23 protein-coding genes are annotated in these 22,775 nt (G+C 65.8%); 5 read left to right on the top strand and 18 right to left on the bottom strand.

The annotated features are described in order from the left end of the window. Positions 1-28: 28 nt before the first annotated feature. The 4 genes from ACT4OC_RS06950 to ACT4OC_RS06935 form a co-directional block, all read right to left on the bottom strand. On the bottom strand, positions 29-1,261 hold the full coding sequence (locus ACT4OC_RS06950; protein WP_444838228.1) for an HlyD family secretion protein: 1,233 nt from the start codon (positions 1,259-1,261) through the stop codon (positions 29-31). Beyond that, positions 1,254-1,709 (bottom strand): hypothetical protein, encoded by a 456-nt coding sequence (locus tag ACT4OC_RS06945; RefSeq protein WP_444838227.1) that lies wholly within the window; start codon positions 1,707-1,709, stop codon positions 1,254-1,256. Before ACT4OC_RS06945 ends, ACT4OC_RS06950 begins: the two co-directional genes overlap by 8 nt. A gap of 217 nt (positions 1,710-1,926) precedes the next feature. Next, complete coding sequence (locus ACT4OC_RS06940; protein ID WP_444838285.1) at positions 1,927-3,057, bottom strand: site-2 protease family protein; 1,131 nt, start codon at positions 3,055-3,057, stop codon at positions 1,927-1,929. A gap of 127 nt (positions 3,058-3,184) precedes the next feature. Beyond that, a complete protein-coding gene (locus ACT4OC_RS06935; protein ID WP_444838226.1) occupies positions 3,185-3,724 on the bottom strand; it encodes a VOC family protein in 540 nt (179 codons plus the stop codon). A 400-nt stretch (positions 3,725-4,124) separates the two neighbouring features. On the opposite strand from ACT4OC_RS06935, the gene ACT4OC_RS06930 reads away from it, so the two are divergent. From ACT4OC_RS06930 to ACT4OC_RS06920, 3 genes are read left to right on the top strand one after another with little or no spacing between them, the layout of a single operon-like run. Beyond that, on the top strand, positions 4,125-4,670 hold the full coding sequence (locus ACT4OC_RS06930; RefSeq protein ID WP_444838225.1) for a TRAP transporter small permease: 546 nt from the start codon (positions 4,125-4,127) through the stop codon (positions 4,668-4,670). Between the two features lies 1 nt (position 4,671). Then, complete coding sequence (locus ACT4OC_RS06925) at positions 4,672-5,979, top strand: TRAP transporter large permease (RefSeq protein WP_444838224.1); 1,308 nt, start codon at positions 4,672-4,674, stop codon at positions 5,977-5,979. A gap of 14 nt (positions 5,980-5,993) precedes the next feature. Continuing rightward, on the top strand, positions 5,994-6,983 hold the full coding sequence (locus ACT4OC_RS06920) for a TRAP transporter substrate-binding protein (protein ID WP_444838223.1): 990 nt from the start codon (positions 5,994-5,996) through the stop codon (positions 6,981-6,983). Positions 6,984-7,107: 124 nt separating this feature from the next. Here ACT4OC_RS06920 and ACT4OC_RS06915 read toward each other — a convergent pair whose 3' ends face one another. The 10 genes from ACT4OC_RS06915 to ACT4OC_RS06870 all read right to left on the bottom strand — a co-directional run bounded on the left by ACT4OC_RS06915 (position 7,108) and on the right by ACT4OC_RS06870 (position 16,624). Then, positions 7,108-7,839: a CbiX/SirB N-terminal domain-containing protein gene (locus ACT4OC_RS06915; RefSeq protein WP_444838222.1), complete on the bottom strand. Its 732-nt coding sequence runs from the start codon at positions 7,837-7,839 to the stop codon at positions 7,108-7,110. A gap of 14 nt (positions 7,840-7,853) precedes the next feature. Continuing rightward, the gene (locus ACT4OC_RS06910; RefSeq protein ID WP_444838221.1) at positions 7,854-9,413 is read right to left on the bottom strand and encodes a cytochrome D1 domain-containing protein; all 1,560 of its coding nucleotides are present in this window, start codon (positions 9,411-9,413) and stop codon (positions 7,854-7,856) included. Beyond that, positions 9,391-10,599 (bottom strand): heme d1 biosynthesis radical SAM protein NirJ, encoded by a 1,209-nt coding sequence (gene nirJ / locus ACT4OC_RS06905; RefSeq protein ID WP_444838220.1) that lies wholly within the window; start codon positions 10,597-10,599, stop codon positions 9,391-9,393. Before nirJ ends, ACT4OC_RS06910 begins: the two co-directional genes overlap by 23 nt. An 18-nt stretch (positions 10,600-10,617) precedes the next feature. Continuing rightward, positions 10,618-11,094, bottom strand: coding sequence for a siroheme decarboxylase subunit beta (gene ahbB, locus ACT4OC_RS06900; protein ID WP_444838219.1), 477 nt, complete (start codon positions 11,092-11,094; stop codon positions 10,618-10,620). A 2-nt stretch (positions 11,095-11,096) separates the two neighbouring features. Further along, the gene (locus tag ACT4OC_RS06895; RefSeq protein WP_444838218.1) at positions 11,097-11,549 is read right to left on the bottom strand and encodes an Lrp/AsnC family transcriptional regulator; all 453 of its coding nucleotides are present in this window, start codon (positions 11,547-11,549) and stop codon (positions 11,097-11,099) included. Further along, positions 11,549-12,532 (bottom strand): siroheme decarboxylase subunit beta, encoded by a 984-nt coding sequence (ahbB, locus tag ACT4OC_RS06890; protein ID WP_444838217.1) that lies wholly within the window; start codon positions 12,530-12,532, stop codon positions 11,549-11,551. Before ahbB (ACT4OC_RS06890) ends, ACT4OC_RS06895 begins: the two co-directional genes overlap by 1 nt. Beyond that, entirely contained in the window at positions 12,529-13,704 is a 1,176-nt protein-coding gene (locus tag ACT4OC_RS06885) for a cytochrome D1 domain-containing protein (protein WP_444838216.1), read from the bottom strand. The genes ahbB (ACT4OC_RS06890) and ACT4OC_RS06885 overlap by 4 nt, the downstream gene beginning before the upstream one ends. Then, positions 13,701-13,964, bottom strand: a complete 264-nt coding sequence (locus tag ACT4OC_RS06880) for a c-type cytochrome (RefSeq protein ID WP_444838215.1) — start codon at positions 13,962-13,964, stop codon at positions 13,701-13,703. Before ACT4OC_RS06880 ends, ACT4OC_RS06885 begins: the two co-directional genes overlap by 4 nt. A gap of 37 nt (positions 13,965-14,001) precedes the next feature. Further along, positions 14,002-14,781 (bottom strand): uroporphyrinogen-III C-methyltransferase, encoded by a 780-nt coding sequence (gene cobA, locus ACT4OC_RS06875; protein WP_444838214.1) that lies wholly within the window; start codon positions 14,779-14,781, stop codon positions 14,002-14,004. A gap of 67 nt (positions 14,782-14,848) precedes the next feature. Then, complete coding sequence (locus tag ACT4OC_RS06870; protein WP_444838213.1) at positions 14,849-16,624, bottom strand: cytochrome D1 domain-containing protein; 1,776 nt, start codon at positions 16,622-16,624, stop codon at positions 14,849-14,851. A 131-nt stretch (positions 16,625-16,755) separates the two neighbouring features. Between ACT4OC_RS06870 and ACT4OC_RS06865 the strand changes: the two genes are divergently transcribed. Together ACT4OC_RS06865 and ACT4OC_RS06860 are read left to right on the top strand one after the other, a co-directional pair. Further along, positions 16,756-18,855, top strand: a complete 2,100-nt coding sequence (locus tag ACT4OC_RS06865; protein WP_444838212.1) for a 4Fe-4S binding protein — start codon at positions 16,756-16,758, stop codon at positions 18,853-18,855. Continuing rightward, positions 18,852-19,850, top strand: coding sequence for an FAD:protein FMN transferase (locus ACT4OC_RS06860; protein ID WP_444838211.1), 999 nt, complete (start codon positions 18,852-18,854; stop codon positions 19,848-19,850). The genes ACT4OC_RS06865 and ACT4OC_RS06860 overlap by 4 nt, the downstream gene beginning before the upstream one ends. A gap of 21 nt (positions 19,851-19,871) precedes the next feature. Here the strand turns inward: ACT4OC_RS06860 and ACT4OC_RS06855 are convergent, their stop codons facing one another. From ACT4OC_RS06855 to ACT4OC_RS06840, 4 genes are read right to left on the bottom strand one after another with little or no spacing between them, the layout of a single operon-like run. Further along, entirely contained in the window at positions 19,872-20,255 is a 384-nt protein-coding gene (locus ACT4OC_RS06855; protein ID WP_444838210.1) for a c-type cytochrome, read from the bottom strand. Between the two features lie 21 nt (positions 20,256-20,276). Beyond that, the gene (locus tag ACT4OC_RS06850) at positions 20,277-20,675 is read right to left on the bottom strand and encodes a bacteriohemerythrin (protein ID WP_444838209.1); all 399 of its coding nucleotides are present in this window, start codon (positions 20,673-20,675) and stop codon (positions 20,277-20,279) included. 10 nt (positions 20,676-20,685) lie between these two features. Beyond that, positions 20,686-21,186 (bottom strand): hypothetical protein, encoded by a 501-nt coding sequence (locus tag ACT4OC_RS06845; RefSeq protein WP_444838208.1) that lies wholly within the window; start codon positions 21,184-21,186, stop codon positions 20,686-20,688. Next, a complete protein-coding gene (locus tag ACT4OC_RS06840; RefSeq protein ID WP_444838207.1) occupies positions 21,183-22,769 on the bottom strand; it encodes a cytochrome b N-terminal domain-containing protein in 1,587 nt (528 codons plus the stop codon). The genes ACT4OC_RS06845 and ACT4OC_RS06840 overlap by 4 nt, the downstream gene beginning before the upstream one ends. Positions 22,770-22,775 lie beyond the last annotated feature (6 nt).

Below are 22,775 nucleotides of genomic sequence, written 5' to 3'. Positions count from 1 at the left end.
GCCTTGCGACCCCGCTCGAGATTCTTCCTTAGTGACCGCTCAACACCAGCGTCTTGACCGGCAGCAGCAACGCCTGGATCCGCAGCAGCAACGCATGCACGAGCCCCGTTGCGTCGACGACGTGCAGGGCAATCCCCTTGAGCGTGCCCGTCTTCGGATCGGCGATCACGTCGTGATTGCTGGTATAGGCATTGACGATGCAGCTCGAGCCTGGCGCGACACCGTCAAGGCCGCCCTTGTACAGCGGCTCGAGAAAGGTAAGGACAGTGCCCGGCTGCCGCTGATTTTGCAGCTCGAGCAGCTGCTCGCCCGAGCGGACCTGGCCGGCCGCGATATAGTCCTGCACATTCGTGACCACGAGCGGAATGATGACCCAGGGCTTCGAGATGCAGGTCGCTTCCGCGACCATTCCCGGCTTCATGACCTGCGCCTCGATCTGGCCGAAGCCGGCTTGCAGCCCGTTTCGTCCTGCTTCGATCGGAATCAAGACGCCGGCCGGCCGCATCATCTGGTTGACGACGTCGCCGGTGCGAACCAGGAACTGCTCGACCCGCCCGTCGACGCCGGCGCGAACATAGGTCTTGTCGAGATCGACCTGCGCCTCCGCCAGCGCGGCCTCGGCGCTCGCCTTCTCGGCCGGCAACAGTGTGGAGACGCGCAAGACAGCGGATTCCTTCACGGCATTCGCCGCATCGAGGCCGGACTGCCGCTGCTCGACGATCACCTGCAGCTTCTCGATGTCACGCTGCGGCACGATGCCGGGATTGCGGCGTTGCAGTTCGCTCTTGACGTCCAGCTCGTCCCGGGCCTGCTGCAAGGAAGCCTTCGCCTCCCCGGTCTGAGCCTCCGCTTTGACGATATCGGCGCGCGCGCTGATCAGCGTCGCATCCACCTCGGCGATCTTGCGTCTGGCGGTCTCCAGCGCCGCTCGCTGCTTCGAGCTGTCGAGCCGGAACAGGACGTCGCCGCTCTTCACGGCCTGGCTGAAGCCGACATTGACCTCGGCGACGCGGCCGGGAGCTTCGGGCAGAATCGGCACGGTGCGGAAATAGACCGCCGCCGAAGTGGAGGAAGGGTGGTAGTAGAAGATCATCGTGATCAGCGCGATGGTAAGCATCAGGCAGCCGGTGATACCCCAGCGCAGCTCGTACCAGACGGAGAAGAGCGTGATCTCCTGGCCGAAACGCTTGCCCTGGCCATAGCGGCGGTAGAGGTAATCGGGAAGAATCGTCACGAGCGAGCAGATCATCAGCTCAAGCATGGCCGTGCGCCTCCTGCCTGGTGGCGGCTTGCTTTGCCGCGCCGTGACCATCGGCCTGCATCGGTGCGGACTCGACCTCTTCCTTGGCCGACGGGGCGCCCGGCGTGGCGTCGGCGATGCGTTCGACCGATCCGGCGATAGTGCGCAAGGGCGTACCGAAATCCGGCAGGTCGATCATGGCGAGCAACAGGCCGGCGATCCAGAAGACATGCATATGCGTGAAGAGCGAGATCAGGCCGAGCACGGCCACAATCTCGAACTGCAGCTTGTGCGTCCGGTGCGCCATGCGCTCGGGCAGGCTGTGCAGCTTCCAGTACAGCGTGCCGACCCACAGGATGGTGCCCACCAGGAAGAGCCCCATCACCACCATCAGCGTGTCCGATCCGTCGGGACCGGGCACGAAGAACGGCAGATGGTGGGGGGCCGCCGGATGCATCTGTTCTGCCAAAATATCTACTCCAGTCGGAAGCCCCCGGGGGCCCCGCAGTGCCATCACAGTGGGGGCATGGTCCCCCAATGCTTGATCAGAATCAAGGAGCGGCTGGTGGCGGGAACGGTCAACCGGCCGATGACGATCGGCGCTGGTCCTGCTCCTGACCAAAATGTCGAAAACAACCCCATGCAAAGTAGCTGGGCAGCCCCATTCGGCACCGCTTCCGGCAGGCCTACTTGTGGTTCGGAAGATTCCTGGATGACTCGGAAGCCAGCTCCCGCCATCCTCGGCTCGCAGCATCGACCATCATGTACTCGGCCAGGTTCTCGAGCGTGATGATGCCGACGACATGCGCCTCATCGTCGATGATGCCGACGAGCGGGCGGCCGCTCGTTTGGAGCGCTGCGACCGCCTCCGAGAGCGGTGCGCGGCAGTTGATCGTCACCACATCGTGCTCCATCACGTCGAGCACTGGAGTATCCGGCCCGGTCGCCGCCAAGGCACGGATTATGCCATCGCGAGTCAGGACGCCGCGAAGCCTCTTGCCGCCATCGGTGATCGGGAACTCGGTCTGCGTCGTCGCAAGCAGCGCATCGACCGCTTGTCGGACGGTCGCCTGGGTGTCGAGCGTGGTGAATGACGTGATGGTGGCCCTGCGCGTCGCCACGCCCTTGGTGGCCTCCCCGAGTTCGACCGCGTAGGTCTCGTGGCTCGCCGCAAGAAATACGAACAGAGCGATGAACAGCAGCAGCGGGTTACCGAACAGCCCCAGGAATCCGAGGCCGAAAGCAGCCGCTTGCCCAATGGTTGCAGCAATGCGAGTCGCGCGCGCCCGATCGAGCCGATAGGACAGAAGAGCACGCAACACGCGGCCCCCGTCCATGGGAAAGGCCGGGATCATGTTGAAGACGACCAGCATGACATTCACGACGGCGAGCCGCGTTACGAGGTCGATCTTCTGGTCCTCGACGGCCGCCACCGCCCTTTCCGGATCGAGGCGTGCGCCGAAGACCGTGAAAAGCAAAAGAGCGATGACGACGTTCACCGCCGGCCCGGCGAGCGCGATCAACAGCTCCTGGCCAGGCTTTTCCGGCATCCTTTCGATGCTTGCGACGCCACCGATGGGAAGCAGCGTGATATCGCGAGTCCCGATGCCGAAGCGCCGCGCCGTCAGAACGTGACCGTACTCGTGGGCCACGACGCATGCGAACACCGCCAGAATGAAAACAACGGCCTCGATGGCCGCAGCTAACCCATCCCTCGATCCGGCGGCAAAAGCGAACCACGCAACGAGCAGGAAGAATGTGAGGTGGACGCGCACCTCGGTACCGGCAATACGCCCGAGCGATATGGACCACCCCATCACGCCGCCTTGCTCCGGATACTTGCGCAGGTCGCCTGCTGCTGCGAATAGCGCGATCGCGGCGAAATGGCAACGTCAAGGGCGCCATCCTCCGCGGAAGATGCGGAAAGCCGCCGCCAGGCTTCGCCTAGGTCGCCGCGAATTCTTCGGCGTGCAGCCATGCCGTGTGGCGCGGCGGCTTCTTGGTTTGCGCCCACTCCTCGACCATCGCGCCGGCCACGTCCTGCATCCGGTTCCACTGTTCGGAAGTGGCGGTATCGCAGGCGAGCTCGAGGCGGTGGCCGGACGGATCGAAGAAGTAGATCGACTTGAATATCGTGTGATCGGTCGGACCGACGACGTCGAGCCCCGCGGCCAACACCTTGTCGCGCGCAGCTTCCAGCGTCGCCATGTCCTTTACCTTGAAGGCGATGTGCTGGGTCCATTCCGGCGTGTTGGGATCGCGACCCATCGGCGGCGAATTCGGCAGCTCGAAGAACGCCAGAATGCTGCCGCCACCGGCGTCGAGGAAGATGTGCATGTAGGGATCGGGCTCCTTGGTCGAGGGAACGCGATCCTCGGCGATGGCGCCGAGCAGCTTCATCCCGAGAATGTCCCGGTAGAACGCCACGGTCGCCTTGGCGTCCTTGCAGCGATATGCGACGTGATGAAAGCGTTCGACGATCATGGACGTTTCCTCCGGCCAGGTGTCTGCCCGGTCGATGCCGGGCGACGGAAATCGGCTTCTGCCCGCGCGGCAAGCGGCACGGGATTATTTGCTCCATGCCACCACGACCGGAAGCGGCGGACCTTGCGGAAGATCAACGTTGGCGAAGATCGGCGGACGATCGGACCGCCTCGACGGCTCGAGGAAGCGGCCCGATCGTCCCTTTCGGACCGTCGGGAAGGCCGGGGTGTCCTGCCGCACGGCATCGCCGACGGGGCTTGCCGTCTTGACGGTCCGGCACAACTTCGAAAACCTGCCTGCGCGTTCCGGGGCCGGGGTGCCACCCGAAAGTCGACCGTCGCCCGGAAACGGCACATCTATTGCTTCCGGGCAATATGCGTGCGAGGGGGAAGGACCGATCATGATCCGCGTGTTGCTCGACCGGCTGTATCTTTTCTCCGGCTATCTCGCCGGGCTCTTCCTCATTGCGATTTTCGTGCTGATGATGCTGCTTTCGGGCGGCCGGCCGCTCGGCCTCAATATCCCCGCGGGCGACGATTTCATCTCATGGTGCATGGCAGCAACCGCCTTCCTCGGGCTTGCGCACACCTTCAAGCATGGCGAGATGATCCGCGTCGGCCTCCTGATCGACCGCCTGGGCGAAAAGACCCGCCATTATGTCGAGATCGCCGCCCTCCTCACGGGCTGTGGCTTCATCGGCTTCTTCGCCTGGCATGCGGCCGTGATGACCTGGCAGTCGTGGAAATTCTTCGACATCTCGCAGGGCGTCATTGCCGTGCCGCTGTGGATCCCGCAGCTGGGCTATAGCGGCGGCCTCGCCATTCTCTTCATCGCCTTCGTCGACGAGCTGATCCACGTGCTGCGCGGCTACCCGCCACGCTACGAATTGCCGCCGCCGAGGAGCGCCGAGGAGATCGTCGAGCGCGCCATGCAGAGCGGGGTCTGACATGGATCTGCTCGCGATCGCCGCGATCCTGCTCGGATTTCTCGCACTGCTGCTCGGCGCCGGCGTCTGGATCGCGGTGGCCCTGATGGCGACGGGATGGGCCGGCATGCAATTCGCCGGCGGCAACATTCCGGCCGGCAGCGTGCTGGCGACGACGGTGTGGGGCAACAGCGCCTCATGGTCGCTCGCGGCCCTGCCGCTCTTCATCTGGATGGGCGAGATTCTGTTCCGCACGCGCCTGTCCGAGGAGATGTTCCGGGGGTTTGCGCCGTGGCTGAACTGGCTGCCGGGCCGGCTGATGCACGTCAACGTGCTCGCCTGCGGCGTGTTCGGCTCGGTGTCGGGATCGTCGGCCGCGACCTGCGCCACGGTCGCCAAGATCGCGCTGCCCGAGCTGAAGAAGCGCGGCTATGACGAGAACCTCAGTCTCGGCTCGCTCGCCGGCGCGGGCACGCTCGGCATCCTGATCCCGCCGTCGATCACCATGGTGATCTATGCGGTGCAGGCCAACGTCTCCATCATCCAGGTTTTCCTCGCCGGATTCCTGCCGGGCGCCCTGGTGATGCTGCTCTATTCCGGCTACATCGGGCTCTGGTCGCTCGCCAACCCGAAGCGCACGCCGCCGGCCGAACCGCCGATGAGCTTTCGCAAGCGCATCTCCGAATCGCTCAACCTCATTCCCTGCCTGCTGCTGATCATCTTCGTGTTCCTGTCGCTCTTGATGGGCTGGGCGACCGCGACGGAGTGCGCCGCCTGGGGCGTGCTGGGATCGCTGGCGATCGCATGGTGGCAGGGCGCGCTCAGCTGGGAATCCTTCTGGGCGAGCGTGATGGGCGCCACGCGCGTCAATTGCATGATCCTCCTGATCCTCGCCGGCGCCTCCTCCATGGGCACGTCGATGGCCTATACCGGCATCCCGATGGCGCTGGCGAGCTGGGTGAACAGCCTCCAGCTCAGCCCCTACGCGCTGATCGCCGCGCTCACCGTCATGTACGTCGTGCTCGGCACGGCGCTCGACGGCATTTCCATGATCGTGCTGACCACCGCCATCGTCATTCCCATGGTGCAGCAGGCCGGCTTCGACCTCGTCTGGTTCGGCATTTTCCTGATCCTGGTGGTGGAAATGGCGGAAGTCTCGCCGCCGGTCGGCTTCAACCTGTTCGTGCTGCAGACCATGAGCGGCAAGGATTCCAACACGGTCGCGAAGGCGTCGCTGCCGTTCTTCTTTTTGCTCGTTCTGGCGGTTGCCCTCATCACCGTCTTTCCTGATATTGTGATGGTGCTGCCGCGGATGGCGTTCCCTGGCTAGAGAGAGGTGTTATCATGCTCAAGCTTCTGAAGACGTGCGTTCTCGCCGCCGGCGTCGCGGCGCTTGCCGCTCCGGCGTTTGTTGGTCCCGCAGCGGCGCAGACCAAATGGAATCTGCCGGCGGCCTACCCGGCGGACAATCCGCATTCGGTGAACCTGGTCGCGTTTGCCAAGGACGTCGCCACCGCCACCGGCGACAAGCTGCAGATCACCGTGCATCCCGCCGCATCCCTGTTCAAGGCGCCGGAGATCAAGCGTGCGGTTGCAACCGGGCAGGCGCAGGCCGGCGAGGTGCTGATTTCGCTGCACGAGAACGAGGACCCGATGTTCGGCATCGACGTCATCCCGTTCCTGGCAACGAGCTACCCGGCGGCCAAGAAGCTGTGGACCGCATCGAAGCCTGCGATCGAGAAGAAGCTCGCCTCGCAAGGCCTGAAGCTGCTGTTCGCGGTGCCGTGGGGACCGCAGGGCATCTATGCCAAGAAGGACCTCAACAGCGTCGATGACATGAAGGGCCTGAAGTTCCGCGCCTACAATGTCGGTACCTCGCGCATCGCCGAACTGGTCGGCGCGCAGCCCATCACCATCCAGGCCGCGGAATTGCCGCAGGCGCTGGCGACCGGCGTGGTCAATTCGTTCATCACCTCAGGCTCGACCGGCTACGACAGCAAGGCCTGGGAAACCATGACGCATTTCTACGATGCGCAGGCGTGGATTCCGAAGAACGTCACCTTCGTCAACAAGGCGGCGTTCGACGCGCTCGACAAGGCGACCCAGGATGCGATCCTCAAGGCGGCAGCGGTCGCCGAGGAGCGCGGCTGGAAGCTCTGGGAGGAAAAGGCCAAGTGGTATGTCGAGCAGCTCAAGGCCAACAAGATGCAGGTGCAGCCGCCGCCGCCCGCGCTGAAGGCTGGCCTCGAGAAGATCGGCGAGCAGCTGACGGCCGACTGGTCGAAGAAAGCCGGCGCCGACGGCGAAGCGGTGATCGCGGCGTACAAGAAGTAGGACGATCGTCCCATCCGTCATTGCGAGGAGCGAAAGCGACGAAGCAATCCATCTCACCACAAGCGGATAGATGGATTGCTTCGCTTCGCTCGCAATGACGGGGACTAATTCGACGTTTCCCTCATCACGCGCCGGCCGTCGCGAGCGTTCCGCTGAGCGCTTCCTCGACCGCGCGGGCGACCACATCCTCGATCCCCGGCGCATTGCCGATCACGCCGGCGTAGGCGACGTCGGGCCGGCCGAGTTCCGCGATCAGGCGCGACGCATCGCGCGCGCCGTGCAGGCCTTCGCCCGAAAACATTCCGACCACGACCGTCGGCCCCGTGCAGGCCTTCGCGACGTCCTCCAGCGAAGGGCGCTCCTCCAGAAATGCCGTCTTCACCTGCCGGCACGCGCCGAGCTTTGCGACCTCGCCGGCCACCCATTCGGTCGCCTCGCGGGAGGCCGGGTTGCGGCGCGAGCCGTGGGCGAGAAGGACGACGCTGAACGCCTCCTGCGAAAAGCCGTTGGCCGCCGCGATAATCCTGGCGCGATCGGCGATCAGCCCTGGCAGGCCGCGGTCGAGGCCGAGCGGCGGCAAAAGTTCGATGCTGCGGCTGTGTCCACTCGCCTCGTCGATGATCCGCACCAGGCGATCCCGGGTGAAATAGCCGTTAGCGGCGAACAAGGGATAGACGAAGATCCTGCGGGCGGCGAGCGCGCCCAGCGCCTCACTGACGCTCGGCGCGCCATTGATGAAGCCGACCGCAACTTCCGCCACCAGATCGCGCGCGGCAATGGCGCGCGCGATCCGCAGTGTGCTGGCATTGCCTGCACGCGGCTGCCGCTCGCCATGCGCCGCGATCAACAGTGCCATGTCGGGCCCGCGCGTCAATGGCTGGTCCCGTCGGAGAAGTTGATCTTGTTCCACACGTTGTACTTACCCGACGGCTTCGACATCGGCAGCCGCTTCACTTCGGCGAAGGTCGCGGCGTCATAGACCACCAGCGCGCCCTTGTCCTCCCAGACCGACACCAGAACGTGGCGGCCGTCCTTGTCGAACTCGACATGCGCGGCGGTCTTGCCGGGCTCGGGCGTGACGCCGCGGACGATTTCCAGCGTGCGCTTGTCGATGATGGTGAGCGTGTCCTTCTTGGTGCCCATCATGCTGTCGGTCCAGGCATAGGGCGAGTTCTCGTGGCTGCGCATGAAGAAGCCCGGCCCCGGCGTCTCGATCGACTTGAGCAGCGACCAGTCCTGCATGTCGAGCACGTTGACCCTGCCCGCCTTCAGCAGCGGCGTCGCCATCACCGGCCGGCCGTTCCAGTTCCAGGTGATGCCGGAGCCGAGATGCGGCAGGCCCGGCATTTCCAGTTGCTTGACGGCGCGCCGGATCACGAGATCGACCACCACCGCTTTGCCCTCGCGTGCCGAGCCGACCAGATGGTCATAGGGCGGGTCGAAGAAGAAATCGTCGAGCGGCTCCGACACCGTGATCCGCCGCAGCGCAAACAGGCCCTTCGACGACGGCACCCCCTCCTCCATGCCGCGCTCGTAGGAATGCACGAAGCCGGAATAGACCGGGGGCGCATTCGGATCGGTGGCGACCTCCCAGATCTCCGGCACGTCCTTCAGCGCGGCGATGAAGCTGTCGCGGGGACGGGCCTGGTACACGGCGGACACCCGCGAGGGATTGCCGTTCTTGTCCTTGACGTCGAAGATCTTCTCGACCGAAAGATCCTCGGCCGACAGCATCACCAGCGTGCGCGGCAGATAATTGGCGACCGCGATGTGCTTCCCGTCGCGGGAGATCGCGATGTTGCGCGCGTTGATGCCGGCACGCACCTCGGCGAGCATGGTCAACGTCCACAGATCGTATTTGCTGACCCAGCCGTCGCGCGACATGAAGAAGACATAGCGTCCGTCGGGCGTGAATTTCGGGCCGCCATGCAAGGCAAAGCGGGTCTGGAACCGCGCCAGCGGCTCGAAGCGGTCGCCGTCGAGGATGGTGGCGTGGTGGTCGCCGGCCTCGACCACGACGAACAGGTTCTTGGGGTCGGCATCGAAGCGCGGCCGGTCCAGCGCCGGCGCGGACGCGTGGATGACGCGGCTGGCGGCAATCTCCCCGGCGCCCCACGCCGGCACCGAGGCCAGGGGCTTTGCGATATAGGCGGCGAGCGCCGCGATCTCCTCCTTGCCGAGGGTTGCGGCAAATCCCGGCATCTGCGTCGCCGCGCGGCCGTCCGCGATCACGGACGTTGCACGCGCGCCGGTGAGACGGCCGAGATTTTCCGGCAGTAGTGCCGGCCCAAGCTGGCCGAGGCGATCGGCGCCATGGCACTGCGCGCAGTGTTCGCCGTACAGTTTCGCCGCGTCCGGCTCGGCGCGCGCAGGCGCCGCAAGGAGCGCGAGCGCAATGAGGGCGACGCTAATAAGACATCGGCGCTTCATGACGGGCTCCGCGATAGGCGCTGGTGCGGACGCGCTCGGCCGACTGGGCAAGGCCGATCTCCGCATCCGTGAGGTAGCAGCCGGGATCCTCGGCCCAGGGATTGCCGGTCATCCGCAGCGCACGCACGCGCGTGTTGCCGCCACAGATCGCAAAATGCGCGCAGGCGCCGCAACGCCCGCCGATCTGCCGCGGCCGCCGCTTCAGGCCGGCCATCACGGGATCGGAGATATCCGACCAAATCTCCGAGAACGGCCGCTTCTTGACGTTGCCGAGATTGTAGTGCCACCACATCGTGTCCGGATGCACGTTGCCGAGATTGTCGATGTTGGCGACGTTGACGCCGGAGGAATTGCCGCCCCAGCGGATCAGTTTCTCGCGCAGGCTCGCCACCGCATGCGGCACGGTGCGCGCGGCCCATTGCAACAGGTAAATCGCATCGGCATCGTTGTTGCCGGTGACGATCTCCATCTCGCTGCCGGCACGCGCCCAGCGCCAGGCGCGCTCGATCACCATGTCCATGGCCTCGCGCGTGGTCTGCCAGGCCGCATCGGTGCCGCGGTTCTTGTTGCCGCGGCCGGCATAGACCAGGTGCGACAGATAGAACTTCGAAAAGCCTTCCCGCTCCACGAGGTCGAGCAGGCGCGGCAGCTCGGCGGCGTTGTCCTCGGTCATGGTGAAGCGGACGCCGACCTTGATGCCGCGGTCGCGCAGCAATCGAAGCCCGGCCAGCGCCTCGTCATAGGCCCCGGTGCGGCCGCGGAAGCGATCGTGCGTCGCGCCGATGCCATCAAGGGAAATGCCGACATAGTCGTAGCCGATGCCGCGGATACGGTCGGCGAGATCGGCGTCGATCAGCGTGCCGTTGCTGGAGAGTCCGACATAGAACTTCATCGTCTTGGCGCGCTCGGAGATCTCGAAGATGTCGGGCCGCATCAAGGGCTCGCCGCCGGACAAGATCAGCACCGGCACGCGGAACATCTTCAGATCGTTCATGACGTGGAAGACGTCTTCGGTGGTGAGCTCACCGGGAAAGTCGACGTCGCCGGAAATCGAATAGCAGTGCTTGCAGGTCAGGTTGCAGCGGCGGATCAGGTTCCAGATCACCACCGGACCCGGCGGCTGCCGCACCGGCCCTAGCGGCGCCGGCTCGTCGATCTCGCGAAGATAATGGCTGAGGCGAAACACGTGAAAAGCTCCTCCGCTTCAGGCAGCGATGCGCAAGCCGGTCTTCTTCAGGATGCGGGTCGAGAACAGTACGTCATGGCCGCGCGACGCGGAGCCGATCAGCTCTGCGATCTCGGCGCCCTTGGCCCGCACCTCGTCGCGCGTTCGCCCGTGCACCATGGCAAAGAGATTGTAGGGCCACAGCGGCAGGTGCCGCGGCCGTTCGTAGCAATGGGTGACGAACTCGAGCGCGCCGACCTTGGCGCCGACCTCCGCGACATCCCCGTCGGCGATATCCCACACCGACATGCCGTTGGCGGTCAGGCCGAGCGCGTAATGATTGGGGATGGCGCCGATGCGGCGGATCGCGCCGCGATCCAGCAGGTTTTGCAGGCGCGCCAGCACGTCGGCCTCTTCGAGCCCGAGCTGCTCGGCGAGCGCGCGGTAGGGCTGGCGGGTCAGCGGAAGGCCGCCCTGGGTCGCAGCGATCAGCCGGCGGTCGGTTGCATCCAGCATGGTCAAACCTCGACCTTGAAGCCGACGAAGAATTCGCGCGATTTCGGCATGGCGTGGACTGCGAGACCGGTCTCGTGCTCGATGACAGCGATCACCTGCTGGACTTTGCGCGGATCGTCGGCGGAGATCACGAACCACATGTTGAGCACGTGAGCGCGCTCGTAATTGTGCGCGATTTCGGGATGCGCGTTCACCTTGTCCGCGACCTCCTCGAACCGCTCCCGCGGCACCGCCATCGCCGCCAGGCAAACCGCGCCGCCGAGCTGTTCGGCATTCCACAGCGGGCCGAAGCGGCTGAGCGCACCGGATTCGGTCAGATCGCGCACGCCATCGATCAACTCGTCCTCGGTCAGCCCCAGTGCGCGGCCGGCATCGCGGAACGGCCGCGACGTCAGGGGAAACTCGCCCTGCAGGCCGTTGACGATCGCGCGCGCGGTGGGATCGAGCCAGGCCATCAGTTCAGCCCCGCCTTGTCGGAGAACACCGCGCCGCGCTGCTTGAAGCAACGCCTGGAGAACAGCACCGCCTGCCTGAGCAGGCCGGTATCGGCCTCGAGGTTGATCTCGTCGATCACGGCAAGGGCGTCCCAGCGCGAGCGTGCATGCGCCATGCAGAAGATGTTGTAGGGCCAGAGCGGCAGGCAGCGCGGCCGGCGATAGCACAGCGTGACCATGGGATGGCGGGCAAAGCTTTCGACGACATCGTCAAGGCGGTCGCCGGGCACGTCCCACACCGCCATGGCGTTGGACCGGTAGCCGAGCTTCTCGTGCCGCACCACGCAGCCGAAACGCGTGACGATGCCGGAGGCCTTCATGTGGTCGAGCCGGTCGATGACGTCGGACTGCCTGATATCGAGTCGGTCGGCGACCGCACGATAGGGACGTTCGATCAGCGGCAGGCCGTCCTCGATCGCGGCAAGGATCGCCTTGTCGCGCGGATCGGGGCGGTAGTCGGCGGGGCTGCCGACCTCGCGCCGCTGCGGCGGCGCGGCGCCGAGCGAAAAGCCGAGGCCGAGGTGATAGGCCTGCAGCATCGGCAGATCGACGACGTCGAGGCCGGTCTGATGGCGGATGCGCGCGATGGTCGAAGCGATTAATTCCGGACCTGCGCCTGCAATCACGAACCAGAGATTGAGCGCGTGCTCGCGCTCGTAATTGTGGGTCACCAGCGGCTCGCGGCTGACGATCTCGGCCACCTGCTCCAGCCGCGCTGCCGGCACCTGCATCGCCGCCAGCGTGCTGGCGCCGACGGTATTGGGCCGCACCACGGCGCCGACCCGGGAGATCACGTCGTTCTCGCGCATCTTGCGGAAGATGCCGATGGTCTCGTCCTGGTCGAGCGCGGCGAACCGGCCGACCACCTCGAACGGCCGTTCGACCAGCGGAAAGCCGTGCTGCCAGCGATCGATCAGCGCGAGCTCGGTCGGGTTCGGCGTCATTGCCCGATCCTCGTTGAGCGCGCGGTGAAGAAGATTCCCGACGGCTTTTCCGCCGCGATCTCCGCCTTCTTGGTGAAGGTCGCGGTGTCGTAGATGTCGATGCGGTTGGCATCGCGGACCGAGATCCACACCTCGTTGCCGCGCGGCGTGAATTCGAGATGCAGCACGGCGGGCCCCGGCGCGAAGCGATGGATCAGCTTCATTGACTGCACGTCGATGACGTCGATAGTGTCGTTCTTCGGATGGGCGAAATTGACCCAGACCTGGCGGCCGTCCGGCCGCGCCACCGCAAACACCGGCTGGCCATGGGTCGCGACGCGGCCGGCCTCGGCAAAGCTGCGCATGTCGACGGCGATCAGCTCGTGGCGGCCGACCGCCGGCAGCAGCAGGCGGTCGCCGACCGCGGCCCAGCCTTCGAGATGCGGCATCTTGTAGACCGGCAGGGCTTCCTCGCCGCGGCCGTAGCGGTCGAGGATGCGCCGGGCCTGCAGCGGCGCCTGCCAGGTGTCGACATGCACGACGCCGTCCTCGCCGAACAGGCCGGCGAGATAGTGCCTTCCGTTCGGCGTGACGTTGCCGTCATAGGGCAGCTTGCCGACGCCGGTGAGCTTTTCGACGGTGAGCGCTTCGGGCGCCGAGAGGTCGGCGACCCAGATTTCGCCGGCGTCATATAGCGCAAAGGCGAAGCGGCGGCCGGGAAGATCGACGAGACCGACGGTCTTGGAGGATTTTCCGTCGGCGCCGATGGCTGGAATGGTGCCGACCGGCTCGAGCGTATCGGCGGCGAACACCCGCACGCCGCCGGGCTCGTAGTTCGAGACCGCAATCAGCGTGCCGTCGTCCGAGATCGCGCCGCCGATCGCATTGCCGGCCTGCACGACGCGCCTGGCGATGGAAGCCGTCAGCAGGTCGACCTTGGTCAGCCCGCCATCGCGCCCGAACACATAGGCATAGCGCTGGTCCGGCGAGAACACGGCGGAAGCGTGCGAGAGATCGCCGAGGCCCTGGACGCGGCCCACGGTCCGCCGCGCCATGAAGTCCACGATCAGCACCGAGCCGGCAGCGCGCTCGATCACGAGGCCGAGGCTGCCGGTGCCGCGCAAGTCGCTGGCATGGGCAATCGCCGGCAGGACGAGGAAGAACGTGAGCAGGATGCGCATGGCCGCTTTCATGGCAAATTTCCCTCTTGCAACCGCTCGGCAATCCATTGCGCATCGGCTTCGCTGATCAGCGCGCGCCAGGGCGGCATCGGCGTGCCCGGCACACCGTCGAGAATGATGCTGACGAGCTGCTCGCGATTCCAGACTTTCAGGCTTTCGGACGTCAGCGGCTTGCCGAGGCCTCCTTGCAGCGTGAGGCCGTGGCAGGAGCCGCAATCCTGGCGCACCAGATTGGCGAGCTTGCCGGCGTCGGGGGCGATCTCTCCGGCCATGGCGGGCGCGGCGGCCGCGACCAGGACGACAGCCAGGTCAGGCCATAACCGATAACGCTTCGGCAATCGTCGCACCGTCATGCCCGCTCCGCTCAAGGGCCAGCCCGGCGACCCGGCCGATGATGAACAGGACGGGGCCGGAGAACGCTGCCGCGTGCGCCGCTTCCGCCAGCGCACCGAGGCGGGTGCATAGTCGCCGCTCCCCGGGCGTCGTGCCTTGACACACCGCAAGCACCGGCGTGCTCATTGCAAGCCCGTGTGCGACGAGTTGCCCGACGATCTCCTCGATGTTGGAAAGACCCATGTAAACGACGAGCGTCGTGTCGGGGTCGGCAAGGCTCGCCCAGTCCAGGTCGAGCGGCTCGTTGGCCTTGCGATGGCCGGTGACGTAGCGCACGCCGCTGGCGAGCCCGCGATGGGTGAGCGGGATGCGCGCCGCGGCCGCACAGCCCTGCGCCGCCGTGATGCCGGGAATCACCTCATAGGGAATTCCGGCCGCCTCCAGCTCGGCCGCCTCCTCGCAGCCGCGCCCGAAGATGAAGGGATCGCCGCCCTTCAGCCGCACCACCAAGCGGCCGGCGCGGGCAAGGCAGATCAGCGTTTCGTTGATTTCGGCCTGCGGTACCGGATGGAAGTCCGCCTGCTTGCCGACATCGATCCGCACGACGCCGGCGCCGACTGTTTCCAGAATGCGATTCGATACCAGCCGGTCGTAGACCACGACATCGGCCCTGGCGATGACGCGGATCGCCTTCAGCGTGAGAAGCTCGGGATCGCCCGGACCCGCCCCGACCAGATAGACCTTTCCGACGCTCATGGCGCGCGCTCCGTTGCCGCGATCGGGGCGGTGCGGTCACGCCGCGCCACCCCGCCGTCTTCAGACCTCAGTAGACGTCGTTACGCGTGTTATAGACGTTGAACTTGCCGGTCGGCGTCACCAGGCGCCGGTCCTTGATCACCGCCTTCAACTGCAACGTCTTGTCGTCGACGACGACGATCGCCGAGTCCTGTGCCTTGTTGTTCCAGACCGAGAACCAGATCTCGGTGCCGTCCTTGTTGAACTCGCCCTGCACGACGCGGCGCGCGCCTTCCGAGATACCGGACCACTGGCCGATCGGCAGCACCTTGTACGCAGGCTTCTCGTTGGCGAGGTCCTTGATCTTGAACACGGCGACCGAGGCGGAGATTTCGGCGTCGGGGTTCAGCGGCGTATCGACGTAGAGATTCTCCGACTTCGGATGGGTCTTGATGAAGAGCGAGCCGCCGCCCTGGCCCTCCACTTTCTGCACGACCTTCCAGGCGTTCTGCTTGTTCTTCTCGGGATCGGTGCCGATGAAGGAGATGGTCTCGTCGCCGAGGTGGCTGGTGGCCCAGACCGGACCGAACTTCGGATGCGTGAGGTTGGCGCCGCGCCCGGGGTGCGGGGTCTGGCCGCCGGAATCGACCACGCCGACCAGCTTGCTCTCCTTGGTGTCGACGATCGCGATGCGATGCCGCGCGTTCGCCGCAACGAGGAAGTAGCGGCCGCTCTTGTCGAAACCGCCGTCATGCAGGAACCGTTCGGCGGCGATCGACGTCACCTTCAGGTTATCGAGGTCCTTGTAGTTGACCACCAGGATCTGGCCGGTCTCCTTGACGTTGACCACGAATTCCGGATTGTAGTGCGAGGCAAGGATCGAGGCGACGCGCGGCTCAGGATGATACTCCTGGGTGTCGTAGGTCATGCCGCGGGTCGACACCACCTTGATCGGCTCCAGCGTCGCGCCGTCCATCAGCACGAATTGCGGCGGCCAGTACAGGCCGGCGATGGCGTACTTGTCCTCGAAGCCCTTGAACTTCGAGGTTTCGACCGAACGCGCCTCGGTGCCGACCTTGAGCTCGGCTACCGTCTGAGGCGGGTCCATCCAGAGATCGACGAGGTTGAGCTTGGCGTCGCGGCCCACCGTGTAGAGGTAGCGGCCCGAGGCCGACATGCGCGAGATATGGACCGCGTAACCGGTCTTGAGAATGAGCTCGATCTTCTTGGTGTTGCCGTCGATCAGCGCGACCTCGCCGGCATCGCGCAGCGTCACCGCGAACAGGTTGTCGATGTCGAGCTTGTTCATCTTCCTGGTCGGCCGCTGCGCGACCGGAACGATGACCTTCCAGGTCTCCTTCATCTCCTTCATGCCGAACTCCGGCGGCGCCGCCGGCTCGTTCAGCAGGTAACGCGCCATCAACTCGACGTCGACCTGCTGCAGCTCGCCCGAGCTGCCCCAGTTGGGCATGCCGCCCGGCGAACCATAGGTGATGAAGTCCCGCAGATATTCGAAGCCGAGCTTCTTGGTGAGATCGGGCGTCAGCGGCTTGCCCGTCGCGCCCTTGCGCAGCACGCCGTGGCAGCCGGCGCAGCGCTCGAAATAGATCCGGCTGGCCCTGTCGAACTCCGCCTTGGTGAGCTGGGGGTCGCCCGGCCTGGTTCCCGGCTGCTCCGCCGGCTTCTCGCCGAGTACGTCGAGGCTCGGCGAGTACTGGCCGCCGGGCGTCGTCTTGTGCTTCTGAAGGTCGGCAGGCTTTGGCGTTGCGGGCTGCTGCGCCTGTACCGCCGTGACGCCGAAACAGATGATGCCCACAGCCGCGATCCCGCTCAGCGAGGCGAGTCCAAAGGTACGATTTCGCATCAGGCCCTCAAACTTCTGGAATCCGATGCCGAATTATCCACATGGGGAGGTTCCCCGCCTTGACTATGGTTAAGCGGGCGACTTGACCCTGCTCAATGCGCGCTTGCCCGGAATCTGCCTGATCGCTCCTCATGCGAAATAGTGCCGAGAAAGGATGGTTTGCGCTGCGCTCGGCGCTCTGCGCGTTCGCAGCCCTGCTTGTCTCGGCAAATGCGGCCAATGGCGCCGATCTGTCGGTCGCCTCGAGCTTCTTTCCCTCCGGCGCCGTAACGGTCGAGCCGTCGCAGGGTAATCCGCCCGCCGCGGCGCTCCGCGCCGGGGACGGAAAGCTGCTCGGCTACGCTTTCTCGACGTTCGAGGTGTCCGGATCGGTCGGATACGCCGGACGCCCTCTCGACATCGTCGCCGCCGTCACGCCGGAAGGGATCATCGCGGGCGCCCGGATCGTGGCGCATGAAGAGCCGATTCTGGTGATCGGCATCCCCAAGGACGCGCTTGCCGCCTACGTGAAGGATTTCGCCGGTTTCGATACAAGGGCGGGCGGCGGCCTGAAGCCGGCCGCGGAGCTGGCGCGCGGGCCGCATGCCGTGGCCGGCGCGACCATCACCTCCACCGTGATTCGCGATGCCATCCTGCGCTCGGCGCGGGCGGTATTGCGCAGCCGCGCCGCTGCCGCCGATGCCTCGGCGCGGCTGGACCGCGAAACCTTGCGGCGGTCGAGCTGGCAAACGCTGCTTGCGGAAGGCGCCGTGCAGCGAAGGCTGGTCACGCGGGGCGAAGCGGCAAGAATGCTCGGCACGCAGGACAGCGAGCCCGACAAGCCCTTCATCGACCTTTGGCTGGCGCTGGCGACTCCGCCGCCGATCGGCGAGAGCCTGCTCGGCCAGCGCATCTACGAAGGCGAATTGGCCAGGATCGGCCCCGATGACGACCTGGTCCTGATCGGCGCCAGCGGCCTGTATTCCTTCAAGGGCACGGACTGGCGGCAAACCGGCACGTTCGGCCGGATCGAGCTCATCCAGGGCGACAAGACGTTTCGCCTGAAAGCCGCCGATCACACGCTGGTCGAAGCGCTGCGGGCGGCGGGCGCACCCGAACTGCGCGAGGTCGCGGTGTTCCGACTGGCCCGGGCCAGCGGATTCGATTCCACAAGGCCGTTCCGGCTCGACATCGACCTCGGCAAGCCGGCGGCCGGCAGCGGCCCGGCCGTCGTGTCGCTCGACTACCGCGTACCGGAGCGATATTTGATCGCACCGCCTGCTGCGCCATCGCGCGCAGGAACACAGGCAGAGCCGGCGTCCAGCCAAACCTTGTGGCAGGACATCTGGTGGGCGAGGCGTTTCGACATCGCGGTGCTGGGCGTCATGCTCGTCGTGCTGGCGGGTATCCTCGTGTTCCAGGATAGCGTCACCGCCCACGGCAAGTTCTACTATCGGCTGCGCACGGGTTATCTGCTGCTGACCCTGATCTTCCTCGGCTTCATCGCCAATGCGCAACTGTCCGTGGTCAACGTCCTCACCTTCATCCACGCCCTGCTGTCGGGGTTCCGCTGGGAGCTGTTCCTGCTCGATCCGCTGGTGTTCGTGCTCTGGAGCTTTGTCGCGGTCAGCATGCTGTTCTGGGGACGCGGCGTGTTCTGCGGCTGGTTGTGCCCGTTCGGTACGCTGCAGGAACTCACCAACCAGCTGGCCCGGAGGCTCGGAATCAAGCAGATCGAAATTCCCTTCGGGCTGCACGAGCGGCTGTGGATGATCAAGTACGTCGCCTTCGTCGGCATTCTGGCCGTCTCGCTGCGCTCGATCCTCGGCGCGTTCCAGCTTGCCGAGGTCGAGCCGTTCAAGACGGCGATCACCATGAAATTCATGCGGGAGTGGCCGTTCGTGATCTATGCCGGCCTGCTGCTGCTTGCCGGCCTTTTCGTCGAACGCTTCTATTGCCGCTATCTGTGCCCGCTCGGCGCCGCGCTGGCAATCCCGGCGCGCATGCGCATGTTCGAGTGGCTGAAGCGCTACCGGGAATGCGGATCGGAATGCCACGTCTGCGCGCGACGCTGCACGGTACAGGCGATCCATCCGCTCGGCGAGATCAACCCGAACGAATGCATCTATTGCCTGAAGTGCCAGGCGAACTATTTCGACCGCGACATCTGCCTTCACCTGAAGAAGCGGGCGCAGCGGCGGCAGCCAGTGCCGCCCGCGGGCCCGGCGGACGAAACAGGAGGGCGGCCATGACCATCCCGCTGCCAAGGCCGACCCGGCGACGCGCAATCGGCATTTTCGCCGCGGCGGCGGCCGGCGCATTCGTCGGAGGCCCCGCCCGTTCTGCCGCCGATCACGCGTGGCATGGAACGGCGATGGGCGCCGATGCGACGATCCTGTTCAACGGCATCGATCGCGATAGCGCGCGAAGTGCCATCGAGCTGGTCGTGGCCGAGATCGACCGGCTGGAGAACGCACTGAGCCTGTTCCGGCAAGAATCCGAGCTTTGCCGCCTCAACCGAGATCGTCGCCTGCGGTCGCCCGGCGCCGATCTGAGGCGCGCGCTGACGCTTGCGATCGATACGGCAGCGGCCAGCGGCGGGTTGTTCGACCCGACCGTGCAGGCGCTGTGGGAAGCCTATGTAGACTGGTTCAGGGCGGCTCCGGATGCCGGAACACCGCCCGAGAAGTTGATCGCGCGCGCCCGGATGACCGTGGACTGGCGCAAGATCACCATCGATGCGGATTCGATCGGCCTCGGAGACGGCCAGCGCCTGACGCTCAACGGCCTCGGACAGGGTTATGTCACCGACCGCATCGCCGACTTGCTCGCTGCGCGCGGCCTCAAGCACGTGTTCGTCGACCTCGGCGAGCAGCGCGCCGTCGATGCGAAGCTGGACGGCCAACCCTGGCTGGTCGTCCGCCCTCATGCAGCGCCGCTCCGGCTGCGGAGCGGCGCGCTCGCCACCTCCGAAGGCGCGGGCTGCGTTCTCGGCGCCGGCGGCGCCGCGCATCATCTGTTCGATCCTCGCAGCGGACGAAGCGCGGCCGGCTGGAAGACCGTCACCGTCCATCATCGCTCAGCGGCCGTCGCCGACGCGCTGTCCACCGCCTTCTACGTTGCCTCGGCGGACGAAATCGCAGCCCTGCTGCCGCGCTTCCCCGGCACCGTGGTATGGGCGCGCGACCACGCCAACACCGAACGGCGCTGGATCGCAGCACCGGTCGATGGCGTCGCGGACGCCTGAGCGGAGCCGGACCGGCTCGCCCTACTTGATCTTGCCCTCGGCGTCGTACTGCTTGATGAAGGCCCACAGCGACTTCGCCTCGCCCTCGTTCTTGATGCCGGCAAAGATCATCTTGGTGTTGGGGATCTTGGCCTTGGGATCCCTGATGTATTCGAGGAAGGTCGCCTCGTTCCAGGTGATGCCGGACGACTTGTTGGCTTCGGAATAGTTGTAGGCCGCCATCGTCCCGGACTTGCGGCCGTCGAGGCCGTTGAGCGGCGGTCCGACCTTGTTTTTCGCGGTCGGGCCGACGTCATGGCAAGTCACGCATTTCTTGTAGGACGTGGCCCCGGCGGTCACGTCCTGCGCGCAGGCCACGCCCGCTCCCGCGACCGAGATCGTAGCGGCAATCAACAGCTTCCTCATTCTCATCTCCTTGTCGAAACTCTAGTGGTAACCCAGCGCGTTGTGCAGGCGCGCATCGTGACTCTCGAAGTGCCGCGAGAACCAGGCGTCGAGGCGCTGCGCCAGCCGCCGGTCGTCGAAATGATCCGTCACCTCGTAATCTTCCATGATGTCCCTGATTTCATCGAGCAGCCGCTCGTGGTCGTTCTTGTGCTGGACGAGCTGATCGTAGCCACGCTCGCGCATGAAGCGCTCCTCGAGCGCAAAATGCGAAGATATCGCCTTGTAGAGATCGCCGAAGAAGCCGAGGACCGAAACCTTCGATCCATGCGCCATCGCCGTGTCGTGCAGGCGGTTGATGAGGCCGACCAGCTCGCGATGCTCGTGATCGACGGCCTCGATGCCGACGCTGTAGCGATTCTCCCATTTCAGCAGGCCCATCGAAACCTCCTCAGCGAAAGACGAAGCTGCCGCTTTCCGGCCGGTAGTCGATCACGAGCATCTGATCGGTGGAAAGCTCGACGCTGTCGCGGCGCTCGTGGTCGAACCCATCGGCGCGCGCCGTGTCGCGCATGCGCACGGCGACGTCGTGCTTGCCGGCGGGCAGGACGAAGCGCTGGTAGACCCGCGACGGCCCGTCGCCTGCGATGCCCGTGGGCGGCAAGCTCGCCTTGAAGACGCTGCTTCCGTCGACATCGAGCTCGACATAGATCGGGCGCCGGCCACGCGGGCAATCCTGTACCCGCCGCATGTTGGGCGGCAGCTTGGCGATCTCCTCCGGGGTGAGGCGGCGGCACTCGCCCTTGCGGTCGGCGCCGTGGACGAAGGTCAGCATCACCACGCCGGTGTTCTTCGGAATCTGGCTATAGACCGGCCAGTCCGACAGCGCCGCAACGCCGGCGAACAGCGCCGCGATGACGATGAACTGTCCCGCCAGCCGCAGCGCCATCATGTCGCGCCCTCCTCCGTCTCGAGGCGCTTCGCGGGCCGCTTTGCGGGACTGACCGGCAATGGCGAGCGCAGCCGCTTCGGTGGCATCGCCGCGACGCGCGCGGCAAACTCGGCGATGTCGGCTTCGGTCTTGTTCACCGCCAGGGTGGATGCCCACAGCGTGGCAATCCGTTCCCGCGGCACGCGTGCGCGCAGGTAGGGATCGCGCTTGGCCGCAAAGCGTTGCTCGGTCCACTGCACGCCGAGGCGGTTGTAGCAGGCGCTTTCGGCGCAGCCGGCTACGACGACGCCGTCGGCGAGATCGCGGCTGAGGATGAAGTCGATCAGCGAGGGCGGCGCCATCGCGACACATGGCATGACCACGGTGTCGCCGAGCCGTCCCGCCGCGGCGCCGTGCTCGCAGGCCAGCACCAGCACCCGCCCGGGACCGCTGAGATTGCTCGCCGTGTCCATCACTTTCTCGCGCAGCTCCCGCAGCGAGTATTCCGGCAGGTCGATGCCGGTCTTCAAGTCCTCGGTGCGGCGGAACGGCGTCGACGACGGACAGGCGCCGACGCAGATGCCGCAAGACACGCACAGCGACGGATTGACCTCGGCCTGCGTCGGGAACGGCAGATTGTCGGTGCGGTTCACCATCCTGATCGCCTCATAGGGGCAATCTTCCGCGCAGCGGGCGCAGCCGTTGCAATGATCGAGATCGATCTCCGCGACCTTGGCCCGGCGCAGCGGCGGCAGCCACGGCATCATCGCGATCATCAGCGAGAACGCGCCGAGGAACGCCCAGACCGCGCCGTTCCCCCACAGCTCGGTGAGCGGATAGAGCGGCAGGTAGAACCAGTCGAGGCCGACGTCGTTCGGCACCTTGGCGAGGTCGGCCGGCCCCTGCGACAGCGCCGGCTTCCAGATCGACACCGCCAGGAGAGCGGCGAGCGACATCAGCGCCAGCGCGCGCGGCGGATTCACCTTGGGCCGCGAGATGCGCAGGATATGCACCCACACGATGAACAGCAGGAACAGCGGCACCGCGACGTGCATGAACACCATCAGCGAGAAGAAGCGACTGGTCAGCGTGCCGGTGGCGACGAAATTGCGCGCGATCGGCTCGCCGAAGATCGGCAGCCAGTCGAGAAGCTCCGACGATACCAGCGCCACGAACTGGGCGAGCTTGTCCCAGACCAGCCAGTAGCCCGTGATCCCCGAGGCATAGAGCAGCCAGATGATCGGCAGTCCCGTAAACCAGGAAAACCAGCGCACCCCGCGGTAATGATCGAGCGAGAACTCGCGCAGCATATGCACCACGACCATCACCACCATCAGGTCGGAGGCATAGCGGTGAAAGCTGCGCATCACGCCGGCATGAAACCACTGATCGCGCGAGATGTATTCGACGGACTGATAGGCCTGCTCGATGCCGGTGTCGAAGAAGATGAAGAGATAGATGCCGCTGACGGCAACGATCCAGAAGAAAAAGAATCCGAGCGCGCCGAGCTGTGCCAGCGGGTTGAGTGCAGGGCTGAACAGCCGGTCGAACGGCCGCTCGATCAGCTCAAACCCGGCCCTGAGGACTTTGCGGATGGCGTTCACGTCGAC

Source organism: Bradyrhizobium sp. (assembly GCF_052389815.1).
In the GTDB taxonomy this organism is placed as follows: Bacteria; Pseudomonadota; Alphaproteobacteria; order Rhizobiales; family Xanthobacteraceae; genus Bradyrhizobium.
Note: the sequence above shows the minus strand (reverse complement) of the source record. Positions and strands in the feature narration are given on the sequence as shown.

Excerpts from the sequence above, each read along its gene's own strand:
- ACT4OC_RS06895 (WP_444838218.1), bottom strand. The coding sequence starts at position 11,549 with ATGGCCTGGCTCGATCCCACCGCGCGCGCGATCGTCAACGGCCTGCAG.
- ACT4OC_RS06860 (WP_444838211.1), top strand. The coding sequence starts at position 18,852 with ATGACCATCCCGCTGCCAAGGCCGACCCGGCGACGCGCAATCGGCATT.
- ACT4OC_RS06865 (WP_444838212.1), top strand. The coding sequence starts at position 16,756 with ATGCGAAATAGTGCCGAGAAAGGATGGTTTGCGCTGCGCTCGGCGCTC.
- ACT4OC_RS06940 (WP_444838285.1), bottom strand. The coding sequence starts at position 3,057 with ATGGGGTGGTCCATATCGCTCGGGCGTATTGCCGGTACCGAGGTGCGC.
- ACT4OC_RS06885 (WP_444838216.1), bottom strand. The coding sequence starts at position 13,704 with ATGAAAGCGGCCATGCGCATCCTGCTCACGTTCTTCCTCGTCCTGCCG.
- ACT4OC_RS06930 (WP_444838225.1), top strand. The coding sequence starts at position 4,125 with ATGATCCGCGTGTTGCTCGACCGGCTGTATCTTTTCTCCGGCTATCTC.
- ACT4OC_RS06845 (WP_444838208.1), bottom strand. The coding sequence starts at position 21,186 with ATGATGGCGCTGCGGCTGGCGGGACAGTTCATCGTCATCGCGGCGCTG.
- ACT4OC_RS06935 (WP_444838226.1), bottom strand. The coding sequence starts at position 3,724 with ATGATCGTCGAACGCTTTCATCACGTCGCATATCGCTGCAAGGACGCC.
- ACT4OC_RS06910 (WP_444838221.1), bottom strand. The coding sequence starts at position 9,413 with ATGAAGCGCCGATGTCTTATTAGCGTCGCCCTCATTGCGCTCGCGCTC.
- ACT4OC_RS06950 (WP_444838228.1), bottom strand. The coding sequence starts at position 1,261 with ATGCTTGAGCTGATGATCTGCTCGCTCGTGACGATTCTTCCCGATTAC.
- ahbB (WP_444838219.1), bottom strand. The coding sequence starts at position 11,094 with ATGCTGGATGCAACCGACCGCCGGCTGATCGCTGCGACCCAGGGCGGC.
- ACT4OC_RS06920 (WP_444838223.1), top strand. The coding sequence starts at position 5,994 with ATGCTCAAGCTTCTGAAGACGTGCGTTCTCGCCGCCGGCGTCGCGGCG.
- ACT4OC_RS06880 (WP_444838215.1), bottom strand. The coding sequence starts at position 13,964 with ATGGCCGGAGAGATCGCCCCCGACGCCGGCAAGCTCGCCAATCTGGTG.
- cobA (WP_444838214.1), bottom strand. The coding sequence starts at position 14,781 with ATGAGCGTCGGAAAGGTCTATCTGGTCGGGGCGGGTCCGGGCGATCCC.
- ACT4OC_RS06855 (WP_444838210.1), bottom strand. The coding sequence starts at position 20,255 with ATGAGGAAGCTGTTGATTGCCGCTACGATCTCGGTCGCGGGAGCGGGC.
- ACT4OC_RS06850 (WP_444838209.1), bottom strand. The coding sequence starts at position 20,675 with ATGGGCCTGCTGAAATGGGAGAATCGCTACAGCGTCGGCATCGAGGCC.
- ahbB (WP_444838217.1), bottom strand. The coding sequence starts at position 12,532 with ATGACGCCGAACCCGACCGAGCTCGCGCTGATCGATCGCTGGCAGCAC.
- ACT4OC_RS06870 (WP_444838213.1), bottom strand. The coding sequence starts at position 16,624 with ATGCGAAATCGTACCTTTGGACTCGCCTCGCTGAGCGGGATCGCGGCT.
- ACT4OC_RS06915 (WP_444838222.1), bottom strand. The coding sequence starts at position 7,839 with ATGGCACTGTTGATCGCGGCGCATGGCGAGCGGCAGCCGCGTGCAGGC.
- ACT4OC_RS06925 (WP_444838224.1), top strand. The coding sequence starts at position 4,672 with ATGGATCTGCTCGCGATCGCCGCGATCCTGCTCGGATTTCTCGCACTG.